This is a genomic window from Paenibacillus sp. RC21 (assembly GCF_044907935.1).
Classification (GTDB): domain Bacteria; phylum Bacillota; class Bacilli; order Paenibacillales; family Paenibacillaceae; genus Paenibacillus; species Paenibacillus terrae_A.
The window spans coordinates 1058315-1079514 of record NZ_JBIYCS010000001.1 but is presented as its reverse complement, the minus strand read 5'-3'; the positions used below and the strand labels follow the sequence as shown (position 1 = coordinate 1079514).

Below are 21200 nucleotides of genomic sequence, written 5' to 3'. Positions count from 1 at the left end.
TTGTCGTTAGATGTCGCTGCCGATATGTTACCCTCTGAGGATCAGAATCAGCAGCATGGCTGTCCTGAACAACAAACCCTATCAGCCTCATAGAGAACGGGGTTATATTCAAGACAGAAGTCAGCATACAGGAGAGATGACGAATGAAACCGGAAGTCTTGCCACAGCGTGCAACAGCCCGCAGGCAGAATAACAAAAAAAAGAAACGAAAAGGAAAATTCGGTCGCTTTATGGCGCGGCTTTTTATTGTACTACTGCTAGCAGGAGTCGGGGGCGGTGCGTGGCTGTTTTTAACGCCATCTGGCAAGGACTTGCGCTACTTGGCGGCGGATACGCTGATCACAACACAACATCGTCACTGGGCAAAATATTTTATTGGTGAGGCGGAGGCGCAGAAGCGAGTGGCCGAATATTCGGCCCGTTTCGAGCAGATGGGCGAGGAGAAGGACAGACATACGATCAAGCTGCCTGATCTGACACCGACCAAGGTGCAGCAAACGCCGCTGGTTGAGGTAGAAGAGGTATCCGGTCGTAATTATCACGGCTATGTGATGACGGTGCATGACCCAACTAAAATCAGACTCGGTATTCCTGCCAAGGTAGGCAAAGGAGAAAGAGTATCCAGTATGGTAGAGCGTCTGGGAGCTGTTGCAGGCGTAAATGGCGGCGGCTTTGCCGATCCCAACTGGAATGGGAATGGATTTAAGCCGATCGGCGTTGTTATTTCACAGGGTCAGCTCTACTACAATGATATGGGAAAAAACGCTTCTGCCCAAATCGTAGGGATTGATAAGCAAGGCAAAATGGTGGCCGGGCATTATTCGCTGTCCGAGCTGTCCAAAATGAATGTGCAAGAAGCGGTTACCTTCCAGCCACGCTTGATCGTGAATGGTAAAGGTCTCATTCGCAATGCAAGCGAAGGATGGGGAATTGCTCCCCGTACGGCAATGGGGCAAAGAGCAGACGGCGCGATTATTTTTGTGACCATCGACGGTCGTCAGCCGGGTTACAGCATCGGTGCCAATTTGTATGATATGCAAAACATTTTACTTAAACACGGAGCGGTTATCGGTGCTAATCTGGATGGTGGGTCATCGACCGTGCTCGTCAAGGATCATGCCATTGTAAATAAACCTTCTTCTGAATACGGCGAGCGGTATTTACCGACAGCATTCCTCGTATTTGAGCATCCAGAGAACATAAGTATCCCTAACATTTGGGAAGGTATGAATCCTGGAGACATTGACGCAGCCAAGAAAAGATAGAGTGGGAATATAAAAAGCGCGTACCGCGGAAGTGAAAAATGACTTCCCGGTACGCGCTTTTTTTGATTCTATTAAGCGTCATTCTCTGCTTCGAGAAATACGGAGATCAGAATACGTGCGTTGTTTTCTCCAATGTTTTTGGCATAATGCGGAATGGCTGCTCTCCAGCTAAAGGAATCTCCTGCTTCGAGGGTAGCCGAATCCTCGCCTTGCTCCACATATACCGTGCCTTCCATAACAAAATGAATCTCATCGCCCGCATGAGCATGCTCTTCTTCCGTGGATGAGCCTGGCGGCATGTCCACCAGCATCATTTTGACGTTACCCTGGCCCCCCAAATGGTCAACCTGAAGCTTATTTTTGCCATAGACCGTTTTGCGTCGTTCGTCCTTGCGAATCACCTGCATCCGTTCCTCTTCTTTGAGCAGCAGAAAAGCGAGGGGCACCTTAAGTGCATTAGCGATGCTGTCCAATGTAGCAATGGAAGGGGATGTTTTATTGTTTTCGACTTGACTCATAAAACCTTGAGATAATCCGGTTCGTTCGCATATTTGCTGGATGGATAAATTTTTACGTTTACGCGCGGCGCGTATGTTGCATCCTATACCCATGGAGTGTTCCTCCTTCAAGGAAATATAATGTATACTAATTTATTATTTATTATACCAAATATTTTGTTGACAGACTATAGTTTCTTATGATAAATTCACATTACAAAATAATTATTCCTATTACTAATAATTTGAGTTTGACTCATACTTATATAAGTTACAGTTTAGTGCAAGATCATTTTATTTTTTTAACCAAATTATTAGTAATATAAAATAATTATTAATATGTGCTCATACGGGTACGAAAAAAATATTCAGAATGGAGAGATAAATATGAGTTCAGCAAGCAGAAACATTTCTACAATTATGCGGGTGGCGTTGGGTATCTTGTTTTTGGCGCACGGAATTGCTAAATTTCAAATGGGGCTGGGTAATGTAGCTGGCTGGTTTTCCAGTATTGGTGTTCCGGGATTTTTAGGTTATGCCGTTGCAGTAATTGAGTTAGTCGGAGGAATTGCTTTAATTCTTGGATTGCTTACCCGTTATGTATCTGGACTTTTTGTAATTGTATTAATCGGTGCGATTTTCACAGCAAAATTGTCCGGCGGTCTGATGGGTAATGGTCAGGGAGCAGGTTATGAGCTGGATATTTCCTTTATTCTGGTAGCTCTGCATTTGGTATTTGCGCCGCCGACTCGTTTGTCTCTGGATTCTTTGTTCAGCCGTCGTACTTCAACAGAACAGTAATTTATAATTAACGTAGTCCTCCAATCCATGTAGAAAGAGGGAAATCTCATGACAGCACATATCCATGACAACACCAGAATCGGGCAGGTTTCATTAAAGGTTAGTAACATGGAGCGCTCTATTCAATTTTATACCGAGGTCGTTGGTTTTCAACTGCTGCGTCAAACGGCGGATACCGCTGAATTGACAGTCGATGGAAAGCAACCGCTGCTAACCCTTAAGTTTATTGAAAATGCAGTTATTCTCCCGCGCCAATCCGCAGCCGGATTGTATCACTTTGCTATTCTTGTACCGAACCGCGTTGCTCTGGGCCTGTCTCTACGTAATCTGCTTGTTCATGAGATTGAAATCGGACAGGGGGACCATGATGTAAGTGAAGCTCTGTATATCCATGATCCGGATAATAACGGGATTGAGATCTATGCGGATCGTCCTCGTGATCAGTGGAAGAAAGATGCAAATGGGTATTACATTATGGGTACAGATCCTGTGGATGCAGAAGGCTTGGTCGCAATTTCCGAAAATTCACCTTGGCAGGGGCTGCCCGAAGGAACGGTAATTGGACACGTTCACTTCCATGTGTCTAATTTGCTCAAGGCACAGCAATTTTATTGCGATGTGCTCGGTTTTGATATTACATGCCGCTATGGCTCGTCTGCTTTGTTCGTATCCGCAGGTGGTTACCATCACCACATGGGCTTGAATATATGGGCAGGGGAAGGAGCGCTCCCAGCTCCCGAGCATGCTGCAGGCCTGGATTATTTTGAACTGATTGTGCCGAATCAAAAGGAACTGGAGGCCGTTGTCGTCCGTTTGACTGCGGCAGGATATGGAGTGGAGGAACGCGATGGTGCCAAATACGTAGCTGATCCGTTCCGCATTCATATCAAACTGGTTACCGACGGCCAAACCGTTTAACATATCAGGAAAGTAAAATAAGAGGGTATTCCCGTAAGCCACATAGGCTGGGAATACCCTCTTATTCGTGAACTAAAACAAGCTCCAATCCAAATCCCGCGACATGGTCTCCAGCAAGTGTACACCCGCTGTACTGTTGCCCATGCGGTTTAGAGAAGGTCCGACCAGTCCAATGCCATATCGTCCGGGCACCATCGTCATAATGCTGCCAGACACGCCACTCTTGGCGGGCAGCCCGACCTGAATGGCAAATTCTCCGGATGCGTCATACATGCCGCATGTGGTCATAAAGGTTTTGGCAATCTGCACATAACGGCGGGGAATCAGTGGTACACCCGTGACCGGATCACGTCCATTATAGGCTAATACGAGCCCCATACGCGCCAAATCCGTACAGTTCAATTTTACAGCGCAATGCCTGAAGTAAACCTCTAGCACATCCTCAACATGTCCGCGCAGAATTCCCTTTTCCATCAAGAAATAGGCAAGGGAACGGTTCAAATGGCCTGTTGCAGATTCCGAATCGTAGACATCCTGATCATATTCCAGCTTGTCATTACGGGTAAGCAGACGGAAAAATTGCAGGACACGGGCGAACTTCTCTTCAGGACTGTTTCCGCGAATCAAAGAGGACACGGCGATGGCTCCGGCATTAATAAGCGGGTTAAACGGGATGCCCGGCTCGACCAGCTCCAGCTTCAGCATGGAATTAAAACGGTCTCCGGTAGGCTCCATACCGACCTTGGAGAAGACAACATCCTCACCATTATCCATCAAGGCCAAAATAAGCGTGAATACCTTCGAGATGCTTTGCATCGTAAAGCTTATTTCGGTATCTCCGGCTACCACGGTCTCGCCGGTTCCGTTCATCACAACAACACCCAGCGCGTCGGCAGGGGCTTTGGACAATTCGGGAATATACGCTGCCACCTTGCCATGGATATACTGATGACGGCTTTGTTCCACCCATTCCGGCAGTTTGGTCTGTATTCTCTGCCACTCCGATGTCATTTCTTTTCCTCCAGTCGAGTAACCATCCTGTGGTATTGTTATTGTGGAGCAAGATGTGATAGCTATACGCCTATTCTAAAGATATTTCTGGTCGAAAGACAAGATATTATTGACACAGTGAAAGGAGGCAGTTGACTTGTCATCTAACAATGTACACCTGCTGTTCTCTCAGTCCGCTGCTGGCTCGATGAAGGTAGGCCTTTCGGGAGCAGGATTGCGTTATGAGAGTGAAGTACTGTCTTTTAATGACCTATTTTCCATAGGGCCGTTGTGGAAGCTGGAAACACCAGAAGGACAAGAGAACCGTCACAACTGGTTGGCTGAACGGATCGTGGATTATGAATTTTTCCATTACGCAAATTGGGAGCACCGCATTGAACAGATGACGGCTACTCTTACTGCAATTTCTGATGATAAGTCGATCACGATCTGGTGCGGCTCTAATGCTCACGAGCAGATCGGATTACGTTTTGCATTATACCTTTTGCGGAACAGAACTGCTCCTATCGGGGTCGTAAATGTAACAGATTCCATGGAACGGGAACCGAGTGATCCTCTATTCATGGAAAGTAAGTTTCCTCTATCCATGAACGTGGTGTATTCGAAAGAAATTGCACGGTTCATAACGCAAAATAAAGATAAAATTCATGCTTTAAGCATGGAAGATCGACAGCGACATGAACAAGATTGGCTGGAGCTTAGTGAACAGGAAAGTGTGCTGAGATTATGGGAAAATGACCATATCGATCATGTGCCAGAAGATTACTTTGATCAGGCTTTGCTGGATTTGATCGGTCAACTGAGGGTAGAGGATAATCGGCAATATGTACACGCGGGAAAAATAATAGGTGAGGCTTTAACACAATGGCCACAGCTGAGAAGCGACACCTTTTTAGAGTATCGGATTCAATATTTAATTGCTCATGACAGACTTGAATTTCTGGAAATGCCGGAAATATCGGGAATGCAATATCGCTATGCTGTGAAACTAAAGGCGTAAAATGAAGGGAAAAGTATACTATTCTGTAATCTGATGTCATTTATTCATCTCCAGATAAATTCCCATTTTAATGTAAAGTTGTGATTATAGTTTATCCATAAACGACTTCTACGTTCCATACATACTCTTTTTTTGGTATAAGCTTATACAAAATCTTCTAATTTTTCGCTGCATTCCCTATCAGGTAGCTTCGAAAAAGATGCTTGTAGAGCAAACCTTAAATCGTATGAACGTTAATGGGAGAAGGAGATGAGGCAGAGCATGTTAAACAGTACGTTAGCGGATTACCCGCGGGATACAACGATTCATCAGTTGTTTGAGGGGGAGGCTGAGCGCACACCGGAGCAAGTGGCCGTTGTATTGGGAGACAAGCACTTGACGTATGCTGATCTGAACAAACAGGCTAATCAGCTTGCCCGGGTTCTGCGGAACAAAGGCGTAAATAAAGGCGACCCCGTCGGGATTATGGCCGAATGCTCATTGGAAATGATCGTCGGTATTTTCGGGATTTTAAAAGCCGGGGGAGCCTATGTGCCGATTGACCCGGAATACCCCAAGGAACGTATACGCTATATGCTGAAAGATTCTGGCGCAAAGCTCCTGCTAACCCAGTTACCAATTGAGCAACAAGTGGAGCTCAACGTTCCTGTACTGGATTTGTCGGACAAGCGAAATAACAGGGAAGAAACAGGGAATCTCACCTCCATTCATGGCTCAGATGCACTAGCCTGCATTATGTATACGTCAGGCTCTACGGGCGAACCGAAGGGAAACCTGACGATGCACTACAATATTACACGTGTTGTCAAAGAGACAAATTACATCCGATTCGCGGCAAAAGATCGAATCTTGCAATTGGCCAGTTTTTCGTTCGATGGTTCTACATTTGGCATTTACGGGGCACTGCTCAACGGAGCCACCCTCGTTTTGACCCCACAAGCCCAAATCATGAATGCACGTGAGCTATCGAGTGTACTGCGCACACAACAGATTACAAAATGCTTCATCACGACAGCACTTTTTAATGCATTGGTGGATATTGATCCGGATTGCTTTGCCACACTTGAAACCTTGCTATTCGGTGGTGAAAAGGTGTCGGTCAGCCATGTGCGCAAAGCATTTGCCCGTCTGGGCTCTGGCCGTTTAATTCATGTCTACGGACCGACAGAGAGTACGGTATTTGCAACGTTTTACCGGATTGATCATTTGGATGAAGCTGCAAATACCGTACCGATCGGTAAACCCATCAGCAATACGTCGGTTTACATCATGGATCATGACCAGCATCCTTTGCCACAAGGAGTTGCAGGTGAACTGTACATCGCCGGCGATGGATTAGTGAAAGGTTATTTGAACCGTCCAGAGCTGACAGAGGAAAGGTTTATTCCGTTTCCAGGGGTACCGGGGGGCAGGTTGTACCGAACCGGAGATTGGGTAAAAGAGCAAGCGGACGGAAACATTGAATATATCGGCCGGATTGACGATCAAGTGAAAATACGGGGCTACCGAATTGAGCCAGGGGAAATTGAGGCACAGCTATTGAAAATAAAGGATATACAAGCAGCCGTTGTTATCGTGCGTGAAGCTGGGAACGGACAGAAGCAGCTGGGAGCGTACTTTAGGGCAAGCCAAAGGCTGACGACAGATGAAATTAAAAACACGCTTTCTGCAAAGCTGCCGAATTACATGATTCCCTCTTTTTTTATGCAATTAGAGCAGATGCCACTGACACGGAATGGAAAGCTGGATCGCAAGATACTGTTGTCCTTTGAAGACAATGGACATACCGTGGCAGCAGCATACGTATCCCCTGAGTCAGGGCTGGAAGCCAGGCTGATGGAAATCTGGCAGGATGTATTAGGGATTCAGCAGTTCAGTGTTGTAGACAGCTTCTTCGACCTTGGCGGACATTCTATTCATGCGCTTACGTTAATGTCACGGATGGAGGTGGCTGGATATCATACCACTTTGACAGATATTTACCACTATAAGACGATCCGTGCGCTCGCTGCTTATCTTCAATCGGCTCAAGATAGTGAAAGAGCCTTGAAGCAGCAGGGCACCATAGAAACCAAGCAAGAGTTGATTTCCTGGCTGCACCAAGAAACAGATGGTGTGTATGAGCTGGTGAAGTATCAAGTGCGGGATTTTCTTCACGAAGTGAGAGATACTCGAGTACTTTACTTCAACTCTGTGGACGACGTTAATCCTGTCATGCGGATCATGAACGGGAAAGTCGCTAAAGAACTGCAGCCGCATTATATTGTACCACTGCATCAAAAAGTAAAAATGGATAATCAATACCAGGTCATCGATGAAGAGGAGTTTGTCCAGCGTCTGGGCTTGAAAACTATGGACACGGATCAGGCGGCGAGGTTACGCGAGCAACTGGAAGACGATTATTTAAAAAGAGATCAGTGGGTTAAAACGGGGCAAGTGGCACAAGAATATCCGCTAAGTGGAATTCAACAAATGCAAATTTCATTTCATACACCGCCGAGTATTGGCCTATTTAGGCTGGACGAGTATGTGAATTATGATTTCTTGAATCAGGCTTATGCTCAATTTGTACAAAGTCAAGGATTACTGAGAAGCATTCCTGTGCAAAGAGATGAATGGACGTATTGGAGGGAATACGTACTTCCCGACGCCGATTTGCCAACACTCACCATCCTCGACGTAACGGACTGCAATCCATATGGCCCCTTTATGGAAATGATAAACGATTACATGACAAATACCCGATACACGGGAGAGCGTACTTTGTTTCAGATGTTTGTGCTAAAACGAAATCTGCGCGAGCATGTTGTTATAACGCTTTACCATCATGCGATATGCGATCGGGTGACCTCTGAAGTGGCAGAACGACAGGTGCTTGCTTCCTATAGAAATCTGCTTCAAAACCAATCCCTTCCTACGGATAAAGTGAAGCCCTATATGGATTATGTAGAACAAATCCAAAGCGGACCCAGCGGAATCACTGAACAGGCATTGATATCCGACTTTCATCTGGAAGCGTTCCAGCAAAGCAAGCAGGACCTGTTACAAACTCCGAAGCTAAGAACGAGCACAGAAGCCTATCTGTTTAGCGTGAGCATCCCGGCTGAAAACCCATCCTTGGAATTTGCGCTCTCTGTCTTTACAAGGGGCTTGCAAATCTATTTAGGTATGGACCAGTTGCCATTGTTATTTTTATATGATGGAAGAAGGTACGATGAGGCGACGTATTATAACACGGTCGGTGAGTTTATTGATTTTGTGCCTATGCTGATGGATATGAAGCAGAACCCGGATGAAATGCTGCTGTCTGTCAGAAGCAGGCTAGATTTATTAAAACGCCACACGATTAATTTTATGAACCTGCTTACAGGACCTGCCTACAAAAACAGGTGGGAACGCGCCAGAACACTTGTACAGTTTGGGAAGCAGTATGAGCAGCTAGATGTATTCATGTTTAACTATTTGGCCAATAGCGCAAAGGAAGGGTTGAAGTGTAGCCAATTTTACGATGATACTGTCATAAAGCAACCGAATCCGCTGCCGATCTATTCGCTGTTCAACAGCATCGCTTCCTCCTACACAGACGGTCTTATTTTTTCAATGCGGTGCAGTTACGAGATTGGGGTTGAGGAAGTCAGGGCTGCTTTTTATCAGGCTGCCAGTATAGCATCTCAGAAAGGGGAGGTTCAATAAGTGATCCAACCTTACTTGCCTTTATTTTCCCATCGCAGAGGGGATGCCGGACAGACTGAAGACAAAGATCAAGTCCTTTACCATATTCGTTTGGAAACAAGACAGGTCAAAACGATCATGGAGTTTGTACAGCAGCATCAGTTGGGTATGCCTTCTTTTATCGCAGCCATATGGTCTGTGCTTTTATCCCATTACGCCAATCAATATACAGTACCTGTTTTATATTCCATGTTATCAGACAGAGAGGGGACACAACGTCGTCAGGACTATCCGCTTTTTATCCATATTCAGAAGGAAGATCATCTTCTCTCCTTGATGCAAAGAATAAAGGCAAAATGGGATAAGCGAGATAGCAGCATGAAGTGGAGTGAGGATCTTTCGCAGCACATGAAAGTGGATTCCCCATCAGAAAAAGATGAGGATTTTTTCAATGTGGGCATCGTAGAGACTTGTGGTGATCTCTCGCATTCAAGTTCGAGCACAAAAGCATTAGCTTCTCTATGCGGTATAAATCAGCCTGAGATTGCGCTCTGCTACCGTCATGGTTCGGAAAGATTAGAGTGCGCAATACACTATGATAGCAGGCATTTTGGTAAAAAGCAGATCGCTAATCTCGCAGGCCACTTTCAGATACTGCTGGCTAATGCACTCCATCTTCCGGAGAAAGCGGTACTCCTTCACCCCATACTGACAACGAAAGAATACGAGCAGATACAACAATGGAATGATACGGAACAAGCATATCCTTTGGATAAAACCGTGGTTCAATTGATTGAGGAGCAGGCTGCCAGAACTCCCGATGCAATCGCATTGGAGTTTGAAGGGCAGAAGCTGACCTATTCGCAGTTAAATCAGCGGGCTAATCAAATCGGCCGCGTGATTCTAGAGTCGGTTTCCACAGGAGAGGATGGCGCTTTACAACCCGGCACGCTGATTGCCATCTTTATGGACAGAAGCGCAGATGTAATCCCGGCAATGCTAGGAGTTATGAAGGCAGGGGCCGCTTATCTTCCGGTCGATCCCCAATATCCTGGAGAACGGGTTCGATTTATTTTAGAAGATGCTCAGGCCAAAATGATTATCACGCACAGCCAACTGGTAAATAAGCTAAATCCATCTATGAATCAAATGAATATGAAAGCGCATTCGCTTATTTGTGTAGATGAATGCCTGGTGCAGCAGTATGATCATCCCGACGAGAATTTGAATATTCAGGTTAAACAGAACGACCTGGCCTATGTCATCTACACATCCGGCTCCACTGGAAATCCGAAGGGGACGCTTATTGAGCACGCCGGACTGGTTACGTTAATCCCTTACCTTGTTGAAAAGTTTCGTATTACCCCTGACTCCAGAGTTATGCAATTCGCTTCCATCAGTTTCGACGCTTCGGTCTACGAATGGATCGGAACGTTAACAGTAGGCGGGACACTTGTTGTGCTGTCGAATGAAGAACTGCCTCCTTATGCGGATATTTCAGATGTACTCGAAGAGAAAAATATCCACATTGCCATGCTGACGCCGTCTGTGCTGCGAACCATGAAACCAAGAGAACTGTCTGAACTGCATACAATCGTATCCGCGGGAGAACCCTGTACGCCTGATATTGTAAATTATTGGGGAAGAGGACGACTGTTTGTGAACGCTTACGGACCGACCGAAGTGACGATTTTATGTTCCACCTCGGTATGCAAACCAGAGGCAGAAATCACGATTGGCAAACCCGCCTATAACAAACGATTGTTTGTATTCAATCCATTTGGTAATTCTGTGCCGGTCGGTGTTCCCGGTGAATTATGGGTGGGTGGCGTAGGGCTTGCCAGAGGATACCTGAATCGTGAGGAGCTGACCCAGGAGCGTTTCGTTCACAAAGAGATGATCATCGGACAGCGAGAGCGGTTATATCGAACCGGAGACGTCGTGAAATGGACGCCAGATGGTGAACTGGTATTTATCGGCCGTAGTGATGAACAGATTAAAATCAGAGGCTACCGTATCGAACTGGGTGAAATAGAGCATCAGCTTCGCCAGCACCCTGACATCCGTCAATGTGTCGTTCGAGCCTGGAAGGATGAGTCCTTCCATAAACTGGTGGCTTACTATACTGCCTTAAAAAGGCTGACTGAGGCTGAATTGGCCCAGTATGCAGGCTCTATTTTACCTGCTTATATGGTTCCTGCTTATTTTTGTCAGTTGGATTCAATCCCCGTAAATACAAACGGGAAAGTTGATCGTCAAGCTCTTCCCGATCCGACCACATTATTTGTCTCTGCTGACAATGCTGCGGAAGCAGGGGAGGGCAGTTTCGAAAAGCGACTGCTTTGCATTTGGCGACAAATTTTAAAAAGAGGCGATATCGGTGTAAACGATCATTTTTACGCGGCCGGGGGAGATTCAATCCTGGCCATTCAGGTCGTCTCTATGGCCAGAGATCACGGTATGATGCTGACCCCAAGACAAGTTGCAGAGCATCCAACTATCAAGGAATTAGCTGCTGTGGTTACTTGGACAGAACGTGAGAAGAAGGAAGATAGTATGGTTGATTTGACAGGCGAATTTGGTCTGACGCCGATCCAGCACTGGTTTTTCGAGCAGCAGTTCAAAGAACCGCATTATTTCAATCAATCCCAGCTGTTTCTACTCCGTGATTGTGATCCCGTAAAGCTGGAAACGGCCATCCAACAATTGATCAGACTTCATCCAGAGCTTTCAATGGAGATTGTAGCTGGCAAGCATGGATATACGCAGCGCTACCGAACGGGTACCACCATTCAACTTGCCAGTCACACCATTCAGCAAATCGCTGATCCCGAATCTGAAATTTCAAGCATATGTGATGCATGGAACAGACAACTGAATTACGCGACAGGCCAGATGGTTTATGCAGGCGTAATCCAGGGTCACCCTGACGGTCAAGTCCGCTTATTTATAACGATTCATCATTTGGTTATTGATGGCGTGTCCTGGAGAATATTGGTTCAGGAATTGGATCAATTGTATCAAGGTACCGAGTTGTCTCCTGTTTCAAATCCGTACAAAAAGTGGCAGTCCGTAATGATGAATTATGCCAAAAATGAAGTTACTTTAAGTCATATAGATTACTGGAAAAAAGTGCAGCTCCAAAATGCAGCATTTGTGCTGCCGGTAGACCATTACGCGGATTATAAAATGAGCAGTGAGTCTTCGGAATTGGTTACAATGCTTACTACCAACGATACGCAGCTACTCTTGTACCATTGCTCCCAGGCATATCATACCGAGATCAACGACCTGCTGCTTACGGCCTGGTCGCTGGCGCTCTCCGTTTGGTCCGGACAGGAGACGGTTGTGTTTCGGCTGGAGGGGCATGGACGTGAACACTCTGTATCCGATATGGATCTGACAAGAACCATCGGTTGGTTCACCTCGATGTTTCCGGTATGCATCCGGGTTACGGACACTCACTCCTTGGGAGTTACGATCAAATCCGTTAAAGAGCAGTTACGTTCTATTCCTCATCGCGGCATGTCATACGGTGCTTTGAGATACTGCCATCCGAACGAAGAAGTCCGTTCCGAGCTAACAACTTCCGAGCCTCAGGCTCTATTCAATTATTTGGGTCAATTCGATCAGACAAATACGAGCGGGCTAGACCAGTGGTTAAGTTTTACACGTGACGCAGCACAGGACCATAGCTCACCGCTTAATCATGGAACAAGCCTGTTGGAACTTAACTGTTCCATCGTTCATGGACAACTGCATTTGTTCATGAAATATAGCAAACGCCACTATGAAGAAACGACCATTACTCAGTTGATAAATACTTTCATATCACGTTTGCTTTCTATCATCGAGCATTGCAGCCAAGCTAATTACGAAGAGTTTACACCAAGTGATTTTCAATCGGTGTCACTGGAGCAGCATTCGCTGGATCAGATCGTAAAGACCTATTCTAAGCAATATGGTCTCAATAAAATGATGCATTTAAGTCCGTTGCAGGAAGGTCTGCTATTCCATTATTTAGATCATCCATCTTCCGATCAATACTTCGTACAGGTTAGCTGGAAATATCACGGCAGGCTGGAGGTAAATCGTTACCAGGAAGCATGGAGCCACGTCATTGCTGAAAATGATTGCTTGCGGACATGTTACGTTTGGGATGAATTGGACAAGCCCATACAATGTGTCCTTCGAAAAGTAGAATTGGATTGGACTTTTTTGGATTTTAGAACAGAGTCTCCAGATCGGCAACAGAAGTATATCGAACAATGGGCAACGTCGGATCGTAATCGGCGTTTCGATCTGCATCAGCCTGCGTACCGTATAACACTGATTCAGACTACCCCAGAGGAATGGACAATGATCTGGAGTTACCACCATATTTTGCTGGACGGTTGGAGCCTGCCGCTGCTGCTGAATCGGGTTCATGAAATCTATGCTTGCAGCTTAAAAGGCATGGTGCCGCAGCATAGCCTGTCCCGCTCTTTTGAGACTTACATTCGTTGGCTGAACAATAAAGATCGAACAGAAGCTGAGTCATTCTGGAAAGATTATTTGTCCGACCTAACGGAGCCGACCCTCCTGCCGATGGGGAAGAGAGGCATGCTTTCTGATGTGCATCAACCGATTGAGAAGCAACAGATTGAGACCATTCATATCGATTCAAGCATGACCAAGCGCATGGCGGCATTTGTACAACAAGCGCAAATTTCACTAAACACCTTGGTGCAGTTCGCTTGGGGGAAAGTGCTGCAAGTCTATCATGATGCAGATGTAACCGTATTCGGCATGATCGTGTCCGGTAGAGGATCCGATCTGTCAAAAGCGGACCACATCACGGGCCTGTTGATCAATACGCTTCCTCTGGTTATGCATTGGAATGTGGAACAGACCATTACCGAATATGTTAAGGAGCTTCACCAAACGATTCAAAAGCTGAACGATTACTGCTATGTGAGCCTGCACGAACTGAAGGGCTGGAGTGCCATCCAAGGACATACATTTTTTCACAGCATCGTGGCCTTCGAGAATTATATGAACGACTACCGTCAGCCTGAACATGGGTTGGAGATGTCAGCTATGAAGGAACGAGAGAAAACCAATTACCCGATGACTATCACCATTGCCAATGACGGGGAACAGATCACTCTCAAGTTGATTTACGATGCAGATCGCTTGAAGCAAGCAACGGTTTGTCGCCTAGCTGAGCATCTGCTAAATACATTGCAATATGCACTGCAATATCCGGATCGCGCGGTTGGAGACGTTTGTTTAATAGATAAGAACGAATATGATCGAGTCGTCTACGATTGGAACAATACGTATACAGAGTACCCTAGGGAGAGTTCCATTGTTGACTTGTTCCATGAACAAGCGAAGCTACGGCCTTCACAGCCCGCTGTAATTGAGCACAACCAGGTAATGTCTTACCACGCCCTCAACCAAATGTCCCAGTACATGGCCAATAAGCTAACGGATGATACCGACAGTCATGGGAAGTTTATCGGGGTTTACTTGCCGCGCTCTCTCGAATTCATTGTCTCCATCCTGGCGATCATGAAAGCGGGATGTGCCTATGTTCCCATAGATCTCGATTTTCCGGCAGAAAGAACGCGCGAATTGATCAAGGATGCCAGACTGGACACCATCATCACCTCACAGAAAGGGGCAGAAAGTATCTCGGAAGCCTGTAAGGGAATCCGTTTAAAACTGATTTATACGGAGCATATTGACCAGTCTGGAGTTGTACCACAAGAAGAGAAGGAGAACATGAATGCTCCAAGCGACCTTGCTTACCTGATGTATACATCAGGCTCGACGGGAAAACCCAAAGGCGTGATGGTAGAACATCGCAATGTCGTCCGCTTGGTCAAAAACACCAGCTACTTCCCGTTTTCCTCTGACATCAGGTTGCTCTATACGGGTTCGCCTGTTTTTGACGCTTCTACGTTTGAAATTTGGGGAACATTGCTGAATGGAGGCCATCTGTATGTAGTTTCAAAAGATGATCTTCTAAATATCTATATGCTGGAGCATCGAATGAAGGAGTGGAAAATTAATACACTATGGCTAAGTTCCGCATTGTGCAATCAATGGATTGAAGAAAATGAAAAGATGTTTGCTGGGCTCAAATGGCTGGCTGTAGGTGGGGAAGCTTTATCGGTTAAACATATAAACCGTATCCGGCTTGCCTATCCAGAGCTTTCGATTCTCAATGTATATGGTCCAACGGAGAACACCACGTTTTCGACGAGCTACCGGATCGAAGAGCCTTTTGAGCAGGATATACCCATTGGCAGGCCCATTAGTAATTCAACTTGTTATATTCTGGACAAACGGGGCTGTGTCCAGCCTGTCGGAGCAGTCGGGGAATTATATGTGGGAGGAGACGGGGTTGCAAGGGGATATTGGCTGCAAAACCAGCTGACACAGCAAGCGTTTACTCCAAATCCATATACTTCTGCCAAAGATCGCGAAAGAGGAGTAAATCCAGTTCTCTACCGCACAGGAGATCGGGCGAGATGGTTGCCGGACGGTAATATCGAATATATTGGACGGGTTGACGATCAGGTGAAGCTTCGCGGCTATCGAATCGAACCCGGAGAAGTCGAGTTCCGTCTTGGCGGCTACCCTGTCGTAAAAGATTGTCTGGTCGTTGCCCGCGAGATTTACGGGGATATGCGGCTGATCGCTTACTATACAGCGGAAGAGGAAGAGCGGGAGGAACAGCTTCATACTTTTATGGCTGACGGTCTTCCATCTTATATGCTACCCTCTCGTTACGTTTGGCTGAAGACGTTCCCATTAACGGTCAACGGGAAAATCGATCGTAAAAAGCTTCCTTTGCCAGAAATCCATAGGGGCGATAAAAAATCAAATTCTGGACCAAAAACTGAATTGGAACAAATAATAGAAGAGATTTGGGGCAGGGTTCTGAAGCTTGATTACATCCGCAAGGATGAAGACTTTCACGCGTTGGGAGGACATTCGCTTTCTGCGCTGCGTATAGCGAGTCTACTGCAAAAAAATGGCTATCCGGTTACAGTCAACCGGATATTTCGCGAGCAGACCATCGAACGCTTGGCCCTTTCATTGAGCAGGGGAGTGACGGATACAGCCACTGTTCTTAGTCCGAATATGGATATCCCAACTATTCAGTCTACAACAAAAGTATACCCGGATGATGGATTTCCGCTGTCTGCCGTACAAAAACGTTTTTTTCAAAGAGATCTGGCGAATCGCAACATGTTTAATGTGCCTTACCTGGCTCTGCTCAAGAAATATATTCCCAGAGAATTGCTGAATGCTTCGCTGGAGGTACTATTGAACAAACATGCGGCCCTACGGCTGTCATTTGCTCAACTGGATCATGATGAATGGTACCAGTATGAGCAAAAAATGAGTGTGGAACAGGTTGTTTCTTACGTGCAGCTGCAAGCGATCCCAGGGTCACATGATACCTACATTTCGGAATACTGCGCGAAGGTTCAGCATGAATTTGATATCGAGGAGGGCCCTTTATGGAAGGTCGTGCTGTTTGATCACTATTGCGAAGAGAGACGGCAGGTGATATTGCTCCTGTTCCATCATTTAATTTTTGACGGCATATCCATAAACATTTTTTTAGAGGATTTGAAGCATCTTCTCTTGCCGGGAATGGGGAGTGATTTGGCGTTACATGGTGAGGAGGAAAGCAGTTATCGGGATTGGTGCATGGCGTTGACACAATATGCGGCGAAAGACGTTTCTTCTAAAGCATCAATCTACTGGAGAAAGGTTGTAGAAGGTGGTGAGTCTTTTCAGGTCGACAGGGATTCGGAGATCCAGCCTCTCCACCGCCACATGACAACAATAACGCAAGATTTGCTTGAAGGAGAGGAACATATTAGTCTTTTAAAAGAATTGGCTGTGAAGCAGCATACTACACCGCTTAGCATGATACTAACAGCATTGTCACAGGCTTGCTACCAATTGAAAAAGCAATCCGATTTGCTGCTGCATGTGATGTCTTATCAACGCGAGTCTTTTTTATCGGGGGTTGTGATTGATCGTACGATTGGTTTTTTTGCCGGAGCTTATCCCATTCTAATCCAGATTCCCGAAGAGGAGTCGTCAAAGAATTGGGAAATACTTCCTGAACATGTCAAACACACGTTGCAGCATATTCCATCTGAAGGACTGGATTACTTTATTTTACGATATATGATACAGGATACTTATCCCAATATGGAGCCACTAAAAGACGAAACACACATGCTTTTCCATTACCAATCAGAGGAAATAAATGGGCTAGCCGACGATTTTTATGAGCCTTTGGCTATTCCCTTCGGAAATACCAATGCGGCCGACAATCCCTCCGCCTACTGGTTAAATATGACGGCAAGCTTAAAACACGACAGATTAAGTTTAACCTGCTATTACAGTTCACTGCACTATGAAGACCAGACCATCGCCGAGCTTGTACGTTTAATTTCCGGGCATCTTTGTCGCAGCATCAATGTTCATCCGTACACTACGATAGTAGAGGGGAGCTTCCGGTTATGAAAATATACGAATTTTGTCCTTTTTTTAATGAAAATCGGATTGCAGATATTAAAATAAGAGAAAATGACCGCTGGATTGACGAGCTGCATGTGGTCGAAGCTAACAAGACTTTCAGTTATTTAGATAAGCCACGCAACTTCAATTCAAATTATCTTGGCCCGAAGGTGATTCATCATCCATTTCATGCTGATGATCTGTTTCGTGAACCGGTGAAGCATCAATTGTATTTTGATGTGACTACCTGTGGTGCGGATCACTTTGACCGTTGGTATTGGCGTCTGCTCAGCTACAACAGCGCATTTCATAACGAAGCTTGCCAAAGAAACCAAAGTGCCTCTATTTTGCGGGATAAGGTTGAGGACGATGATATAATCATTTTGGCTGATTTCGATGAGATCATTGATAGCCGGATGGCCGATCGTTTGGTTTCAGAAGTGAAGAAGCATGAGATTATTACGATAAAAATGCACTACTCTGTATTCTTTCTGAACCTTTTTTGCCAATCTAATCACGGTGCTCCTCATTGGAGCTATCGCGTGTTCGCGATGACGGGTCGTTACTTCAAAAGTATGCCTTTCTCATCGGACTATCTCAGGAAGAAGGGGATTGCCGAAGCGTTGTATCATGACATCTATTGCTTGGAAGAACCAGCCGGATTCCATCATTCATGGCTTGAATATCGGAAAACCGCGCTTCCCAAGTTGCAGGCATTCGCCGCCAATGTAGAGGATAAAAGTATATTGAATGCAGATTATATTGATCAATGCTTAAACGATAAAAAACTGTACTATATCGATACCGAACTTTATGTTGACAACTCAAAATCGTTTTTGAGCAGTCTTCAAGAAGTTGAAACGAATGATCTTTGGTATGAATAAAGAAGGCTTTACTTAGCTTGTCGAGAAACCCAGTCTATACAAGACCAGGGTTTCTCTTTTTGTTTTTTGAGACATAGGATTGCTGTTGACGAAGCTGGAATTATATATTACTGTATTGATATTAACATTTTGTTTTTATCATTGAGTTAAAATAAAAGAATGCTACATAGGCTGTTTTCGCTGCTTGATTTAGAAAGCAACTATTACCTAAATATGAACAGGTAGGTGACGCAAGTGACAAATACATCGAAGCACAATCATAACGGTTTGACGGAGGAACAATTTTTGGCTGCATATGATGCCAATCAGTATGAGCGTCCATCAGTAACGGTGGATATGCTGCTTTTTACCGTGATGGATCAACTCCAGCACAATTACCGCAAGCTGCCGGAGAAGACACTCCAGCTACTTCTGATCCAGAGGGGAGAGCATCCGTTTCTGGGTCAATGGGCGTTGCCAGGCGGCTTTGTAGGGATGGATGAAAGCCTGGAGGAGGCTGCACGACGTGAGCTTAAGACTGAAACGAATGTAGACCGGATTTATATGGAGCAGCTATATACATGGGGAGATGTAGCACGTGATCCACGCACGCGGGTCATCAGCTGCGCTTACATGGCATTGGTAGACCACGATTCATTGGAGGTACAAGCTGGAGATGATGCTGCGGATGCCCAATGGTTTGAGCTGGACTACAGTGTGGCTCAGGAGACACGGACGAATCAGCCGGAAGGTTACAGATGGGAACAAAACATTGACATTACATTGAAGCATGGGGACATTCACCTGTCAGCCAAAGTAAAAGTGACTGAAATTCTCAAGGGAAAGACCATTGAGGTCAAGCGAGAAGTGCTGGAATCACAGGGGATTGCTTTTGACCATGCCCAAATTATTGTGTACGGCATCGAGCGTTTGCGCAGCAAAATAGAATATACAGATATTGCTTTTCACCTGATGCCATCCCTGTTTACATTGAGTGAGCTTCAACAGGTATATGAAATAATTCTGGGTAAGGAACTGTTGGCTGCAGCCTTCCGACGCAAAATAGCTGAACTTGTGGAAGAGACGAATGAATATAGAAAGGCGGCCGGACATCGTCCGTCCAAGTTATACCGCTTCAAGCCACGGTCGCGTTTTATGTAGCATGAAGTAATATGAAATGAGGAATTAACGTGGAAAAGTTTACATTTTTTTATCGCAGTCAGTCGCCATTTTCGCAATGGTATCCCTCTGTGTTTACCGTAAATGAATTGGAATTCAACTGCGCGGAGCAATTTATGATGTTTAAAAAAGCACAGCTTTTTGGGGATGAAGAGGCGGGCAGTAAAATTATGCAAGCCCCTACCCCTCGGGAGCAAAAAGCACGCGGCCGTAGTGTGCGCGGATTTGATCAATCCTTGTGGGAGGCGAATTGCCGACAATTTGTGTATGACGGTAACTACGCCAAATTTACACAAAATCCGAATTTACTTAAGCATCTGCTCAAAACGAAAGGAACTACACTGGTTGAGGCCAGTCCGACGGACACGATTTGGGGGGTAGGATTGGCTGAAAATGATGCCCGCATACGGAACCGCAAATCATGGCGAGGCACGAATTGGCTTGGGGAAATACTGACGAAACTACGTGAGGATGTACAGAAAAAGGAGGAATATCCATCATGAAACATACCATGAACACCCGGAGCAACCGGGATACTCGATCACATATGGCGCAGGAAACGTTATCTATTTTGGAGAATGGATATTATACGAATACCAAACAGGCACAAGTGAATATTGCACAAGAGGTAAGCAACGCCATCACAGGTTCGAAGCTATATGCACCGTCTCAGCTTGTGGTTGTAAAACAGGAGGCGGAGGAAAAGATTCTTCTATTAAAAGGAGTATCAGAGTCTTCTCAGCTGGCGCAACAGATGATTAATGAGAAGATGGAAGTTACGGGAGAAAGCACATTGGAAGCGGCTTACAGGCTTCAGGTGACGGAGAAGATGGATCACGTGGCGTGTCTGAATTTTGCATCAGCCAAAAATCCGGGTGGCGGATTTCTCGGAGGCAGTCAGGCACAGGAGGAAAGCCTGGCTCGTTCGTCTGCATTGTATCCTTGTATTTCACAAATGGAAGAGATGTATCAGCACAATCGGAAGCTGCGAAGCTGTTTTTATTCGGATTATATGATTTATTCGCCTGATGTCCCGATATTTCGGGATGATCAGGGAATGCTGCTGGAGAAGCCGTACCTAGTCGCTTTTCTGACCGCACCTGCTGTTAATGCTGGAGTCGTGCGAGAACGGGAGCCAGAGCTGGTAAATCGGATTGGCGAAGTGATGCTGGAGCGAATCCGTTACATACTCAGTTTGGCTGCGCAAAACGGGGTAGAGCGCCTTGTGCTGGGAGCCTATGGCTGTGGGGTATTCCGCAATAAGCCGGAAGAGGTTGCCGTCTGGTTCAAGCAAGTGCTTGTAGATGAAGGATATGGATTGTTGTTTGATCGAATTGTTTTTGCGGTACTGGATCACACAGCAGGGCAGCGTACCTTGAACGCCTTTAAACACGGTCTTTCCTAAAGCTGGGGGACGTGTTTCAAAAACCATATACAGTGATAAGTTATGAAAAAG

General features: G+C 45.7%; 12 protein-coding genes. 10 read left to right on the top strand and 2 right to left on the bottom strand.

Going from position 1 to position 21200, the window contains the following annotated elements:
* Positions 1 to 143 precede the first annotated feature (143 nt).
* A complete protein-coding gene (locus ABIA61_RS04705; protein WP_404580380.1) occupies positions 144 to 1265 on the top strand; it encodes a phosphodiester glycosidase family protein in 1122 nt (373 codons plus the stop codon).
* A gap of 71 nt (positions 1266 to 1336) precedes the next feature.
* Here ABIA61_RS04705 and ABIA61_RS04700 read toward each other — a convergent pair whose 3' ends face one another.
* Positions 1337 to 1876 (bottom strand): helix-turn-helix domain-containing protein, encoded by a 540-nt coding sequence (locus ABIA61_RS04700; RefSeq protein ID WP_134914680.1) that lies wholly within the window; start codon positions 1874 to 1876, stop codon positions 1337 to 1339.
* A gap of 273 nt (positions 1877 to 2149) precedes the next feature.
* Here ABIA61_RS04700 and ABIA61_RS04695 point away from each other — a divergent pair, with 273 nt between their 5' ends.
* A complete protein-coding gene (locus ABIA61_RS04695; RefSeq protein ID WP_404580379.1) occupies positions 2150 to 2563 on the top strand; it encodes a DoxX family protein in 414 nt (137 codons plus the stop codon).
* Positions 2564 to 2611: 48 nt separating this feature from the next.
* On the top strand, positions 2612 to 3481 hold the full coding sequence (locus ABIA61_RS04690) for a VOC family protein (RefSeq protein WP_404580377.1): 870 nt from the start codon (positions 2612 to 2614) through the stop codon (positions 3479 to 3481).
* A 72-nt stretch (positions 3482 to 3553) separates the two neighbouring features.
* Here ABIA61_RS04690 and glsA read toward each other — a convergent pair whose 3' ends face one another.
* Positions 3554 to 4492 carry a glutaminase A gene (gene glsA / locus ABIA61_RS04685; RefSeq protein ID WP_283656097.1) on the bottom strand — a complete coding sequence of 313 codons (939 nt, stop codon included), beginning with the start codon at positions 4490 to 4492 and terminating at the stop codon, positions 3554 to 3556.
* A 136-nt stretch (positions 4493 to 4628) separates the two neighbouring features.
* Here glsA and ABIA61_RS04680 point away from each other — a divergent pair, with 136 nt between their 5' ends.
* The 7 genes from ABIA61_RS04680 (at position 4629) to ABIA61_RS04650 (ending at position 21149) form a co-directional block, all read left to right on the top strand.
* Positions 4629 to 5492, top strand: coding sequence for a DUF1835 domain-containing protein (locus tag ABIA61_RS04680; RefSeq protein WP_404580375.1), 864 nt, complete (start codon positions 4629 to 4631; stop codon positions 5490 to 5492).
* A gap of 261 nt (positions 5493 to 5753) precedes the next feature.
* Entirely contained in the window at positions 5754 to 9185 is a 3432-nt protein-coding gene (locus ABIA61_RS04675; RefSeq protein WP_404580373.1) for a non-ribosomal peptide synthetase, read from the top strand.
* Positions 9186 to 17708, top strand: a complete 8523-nt coding sequence (locus ABIA61_RS04670; protein WP_404580372.1) for an amino acid adenylation domain-containing protein — start codon at positions 9186 to 9188, stop codon at positions 17706 to 17708.
* Positions 17705 to 18586: a glycosyltransferase family 17 protein gene (locus ABIA61_RS04665; RefSeq protein ID WP_404580370.1), complete on the top strand. Its 882-nt coding sequence runs from the start codon at positions 17705 to 17707 to the stop codon at positions 18584 to 18586. Before ABIA61_RS04670 ends, ABIA61_RS04665 begins: the two co-directional genes overlap by 4 nt.
* A gap of 234 nt (positions 18587 to 18820) precedes the next feature.
* Positions 18821 to 19726, top strand: a complete 906-nt coding sequence (locus tag ABIA61_RS04660; RefSeq protein WP_404580369.1) for an NUDIX hydrolase — start codon at positions 18821 to 18823, stop codon at positions 19724 to 19726.
* 29 nt (positions 19727 to 19755) lie between these two features.
* The gene (locus tag ABIA61_RS04655; RefSeq protein ID WP_404580368.1) at positions 19756 to 20247 is read left to right on the top strand and encodes a riboflavin biosynthesis intermediates N-glycosidase; all 492 of its coding nucleotides are present in this window, start codon (positions 19756 to 19758) and stop codon (positions 20245 to 20247) included.
* Positions 20244 to 21149 (top strand): TIGR02452 family protein, encoded by a 906-nt coding sequence (locus tag ABIA61_RS04650; protein WP_404580366.1) that lies wholly within the window; start codon positions 20244 to 20246, stop codon positions 21147 to 21149. The genes ABIA61_RS04655 and ABIA61_RS04650 overlap by 4 nt, the downstream gene beginning before the upstream one ends.
* Positions 21150 to 21200: the final 51 nt, after the last annotated feature.

Excerpts from the sequence above, each read along its gene's own strand:
- ABIA61_RS04700 (WP_134914680.1), bottom strand. The coding sequence starts at position 1,876 with ATGGGTATAGGATGCAACATACGCGCCGCGCGTAAACGTAAAAATTTA.
- ABIA61_RS04705 (WP_404580380.1), top strand. The coding sequence starts at position 144 with ATGAAACCGGAAGTCTTGCCACAGCGTGCAACAGCCCGCAGGCAGAAT.
- ABIA61_RS04695 (WP_404580379.1), top strand. The coding sequence starts at position 2,150 with ATGAGTTCAGCAAGCAGAAACATTTCTACAATTATGCGGGTGGCGTTG.
- ABIA61_RS04690 (WP_404580377.1), top strand. The coding sequence starts at position 2,612 with ATGACAGCACATATCCATGACAACACCAGAATCGGGCAGGTTTCATTA.
- ABIA61_RS04665 (WP_404580370.1), top strand. The coding sequence starts at position 17,705 with ATGAAAATATACGAATTTTGTCCTTTTTTTAATGAAAATCGGATTGCA.
- ABIA61_RS04650 (WP_404580366.1), top strand. The coding sequence starts at position 20,244 with ATGAAACATACCATGAACACCCGGAGCAACCGGGATACTCGATCACAT.
- glsA (WP_283656097.1), bottom strand. The coding sequence starts at position 4,492 with ATGACATCGGAGTGGCAGAGAATACAGACCAAACTGCCGGAATGGGTG.
- ABIA61_RS04675 (WP_404580373.1), top strand. The coding sequence starts at position 5,754 with ATGTTAAACAGTACGTTAGCGGATTACCCGCGGGATACAACGATTCAT.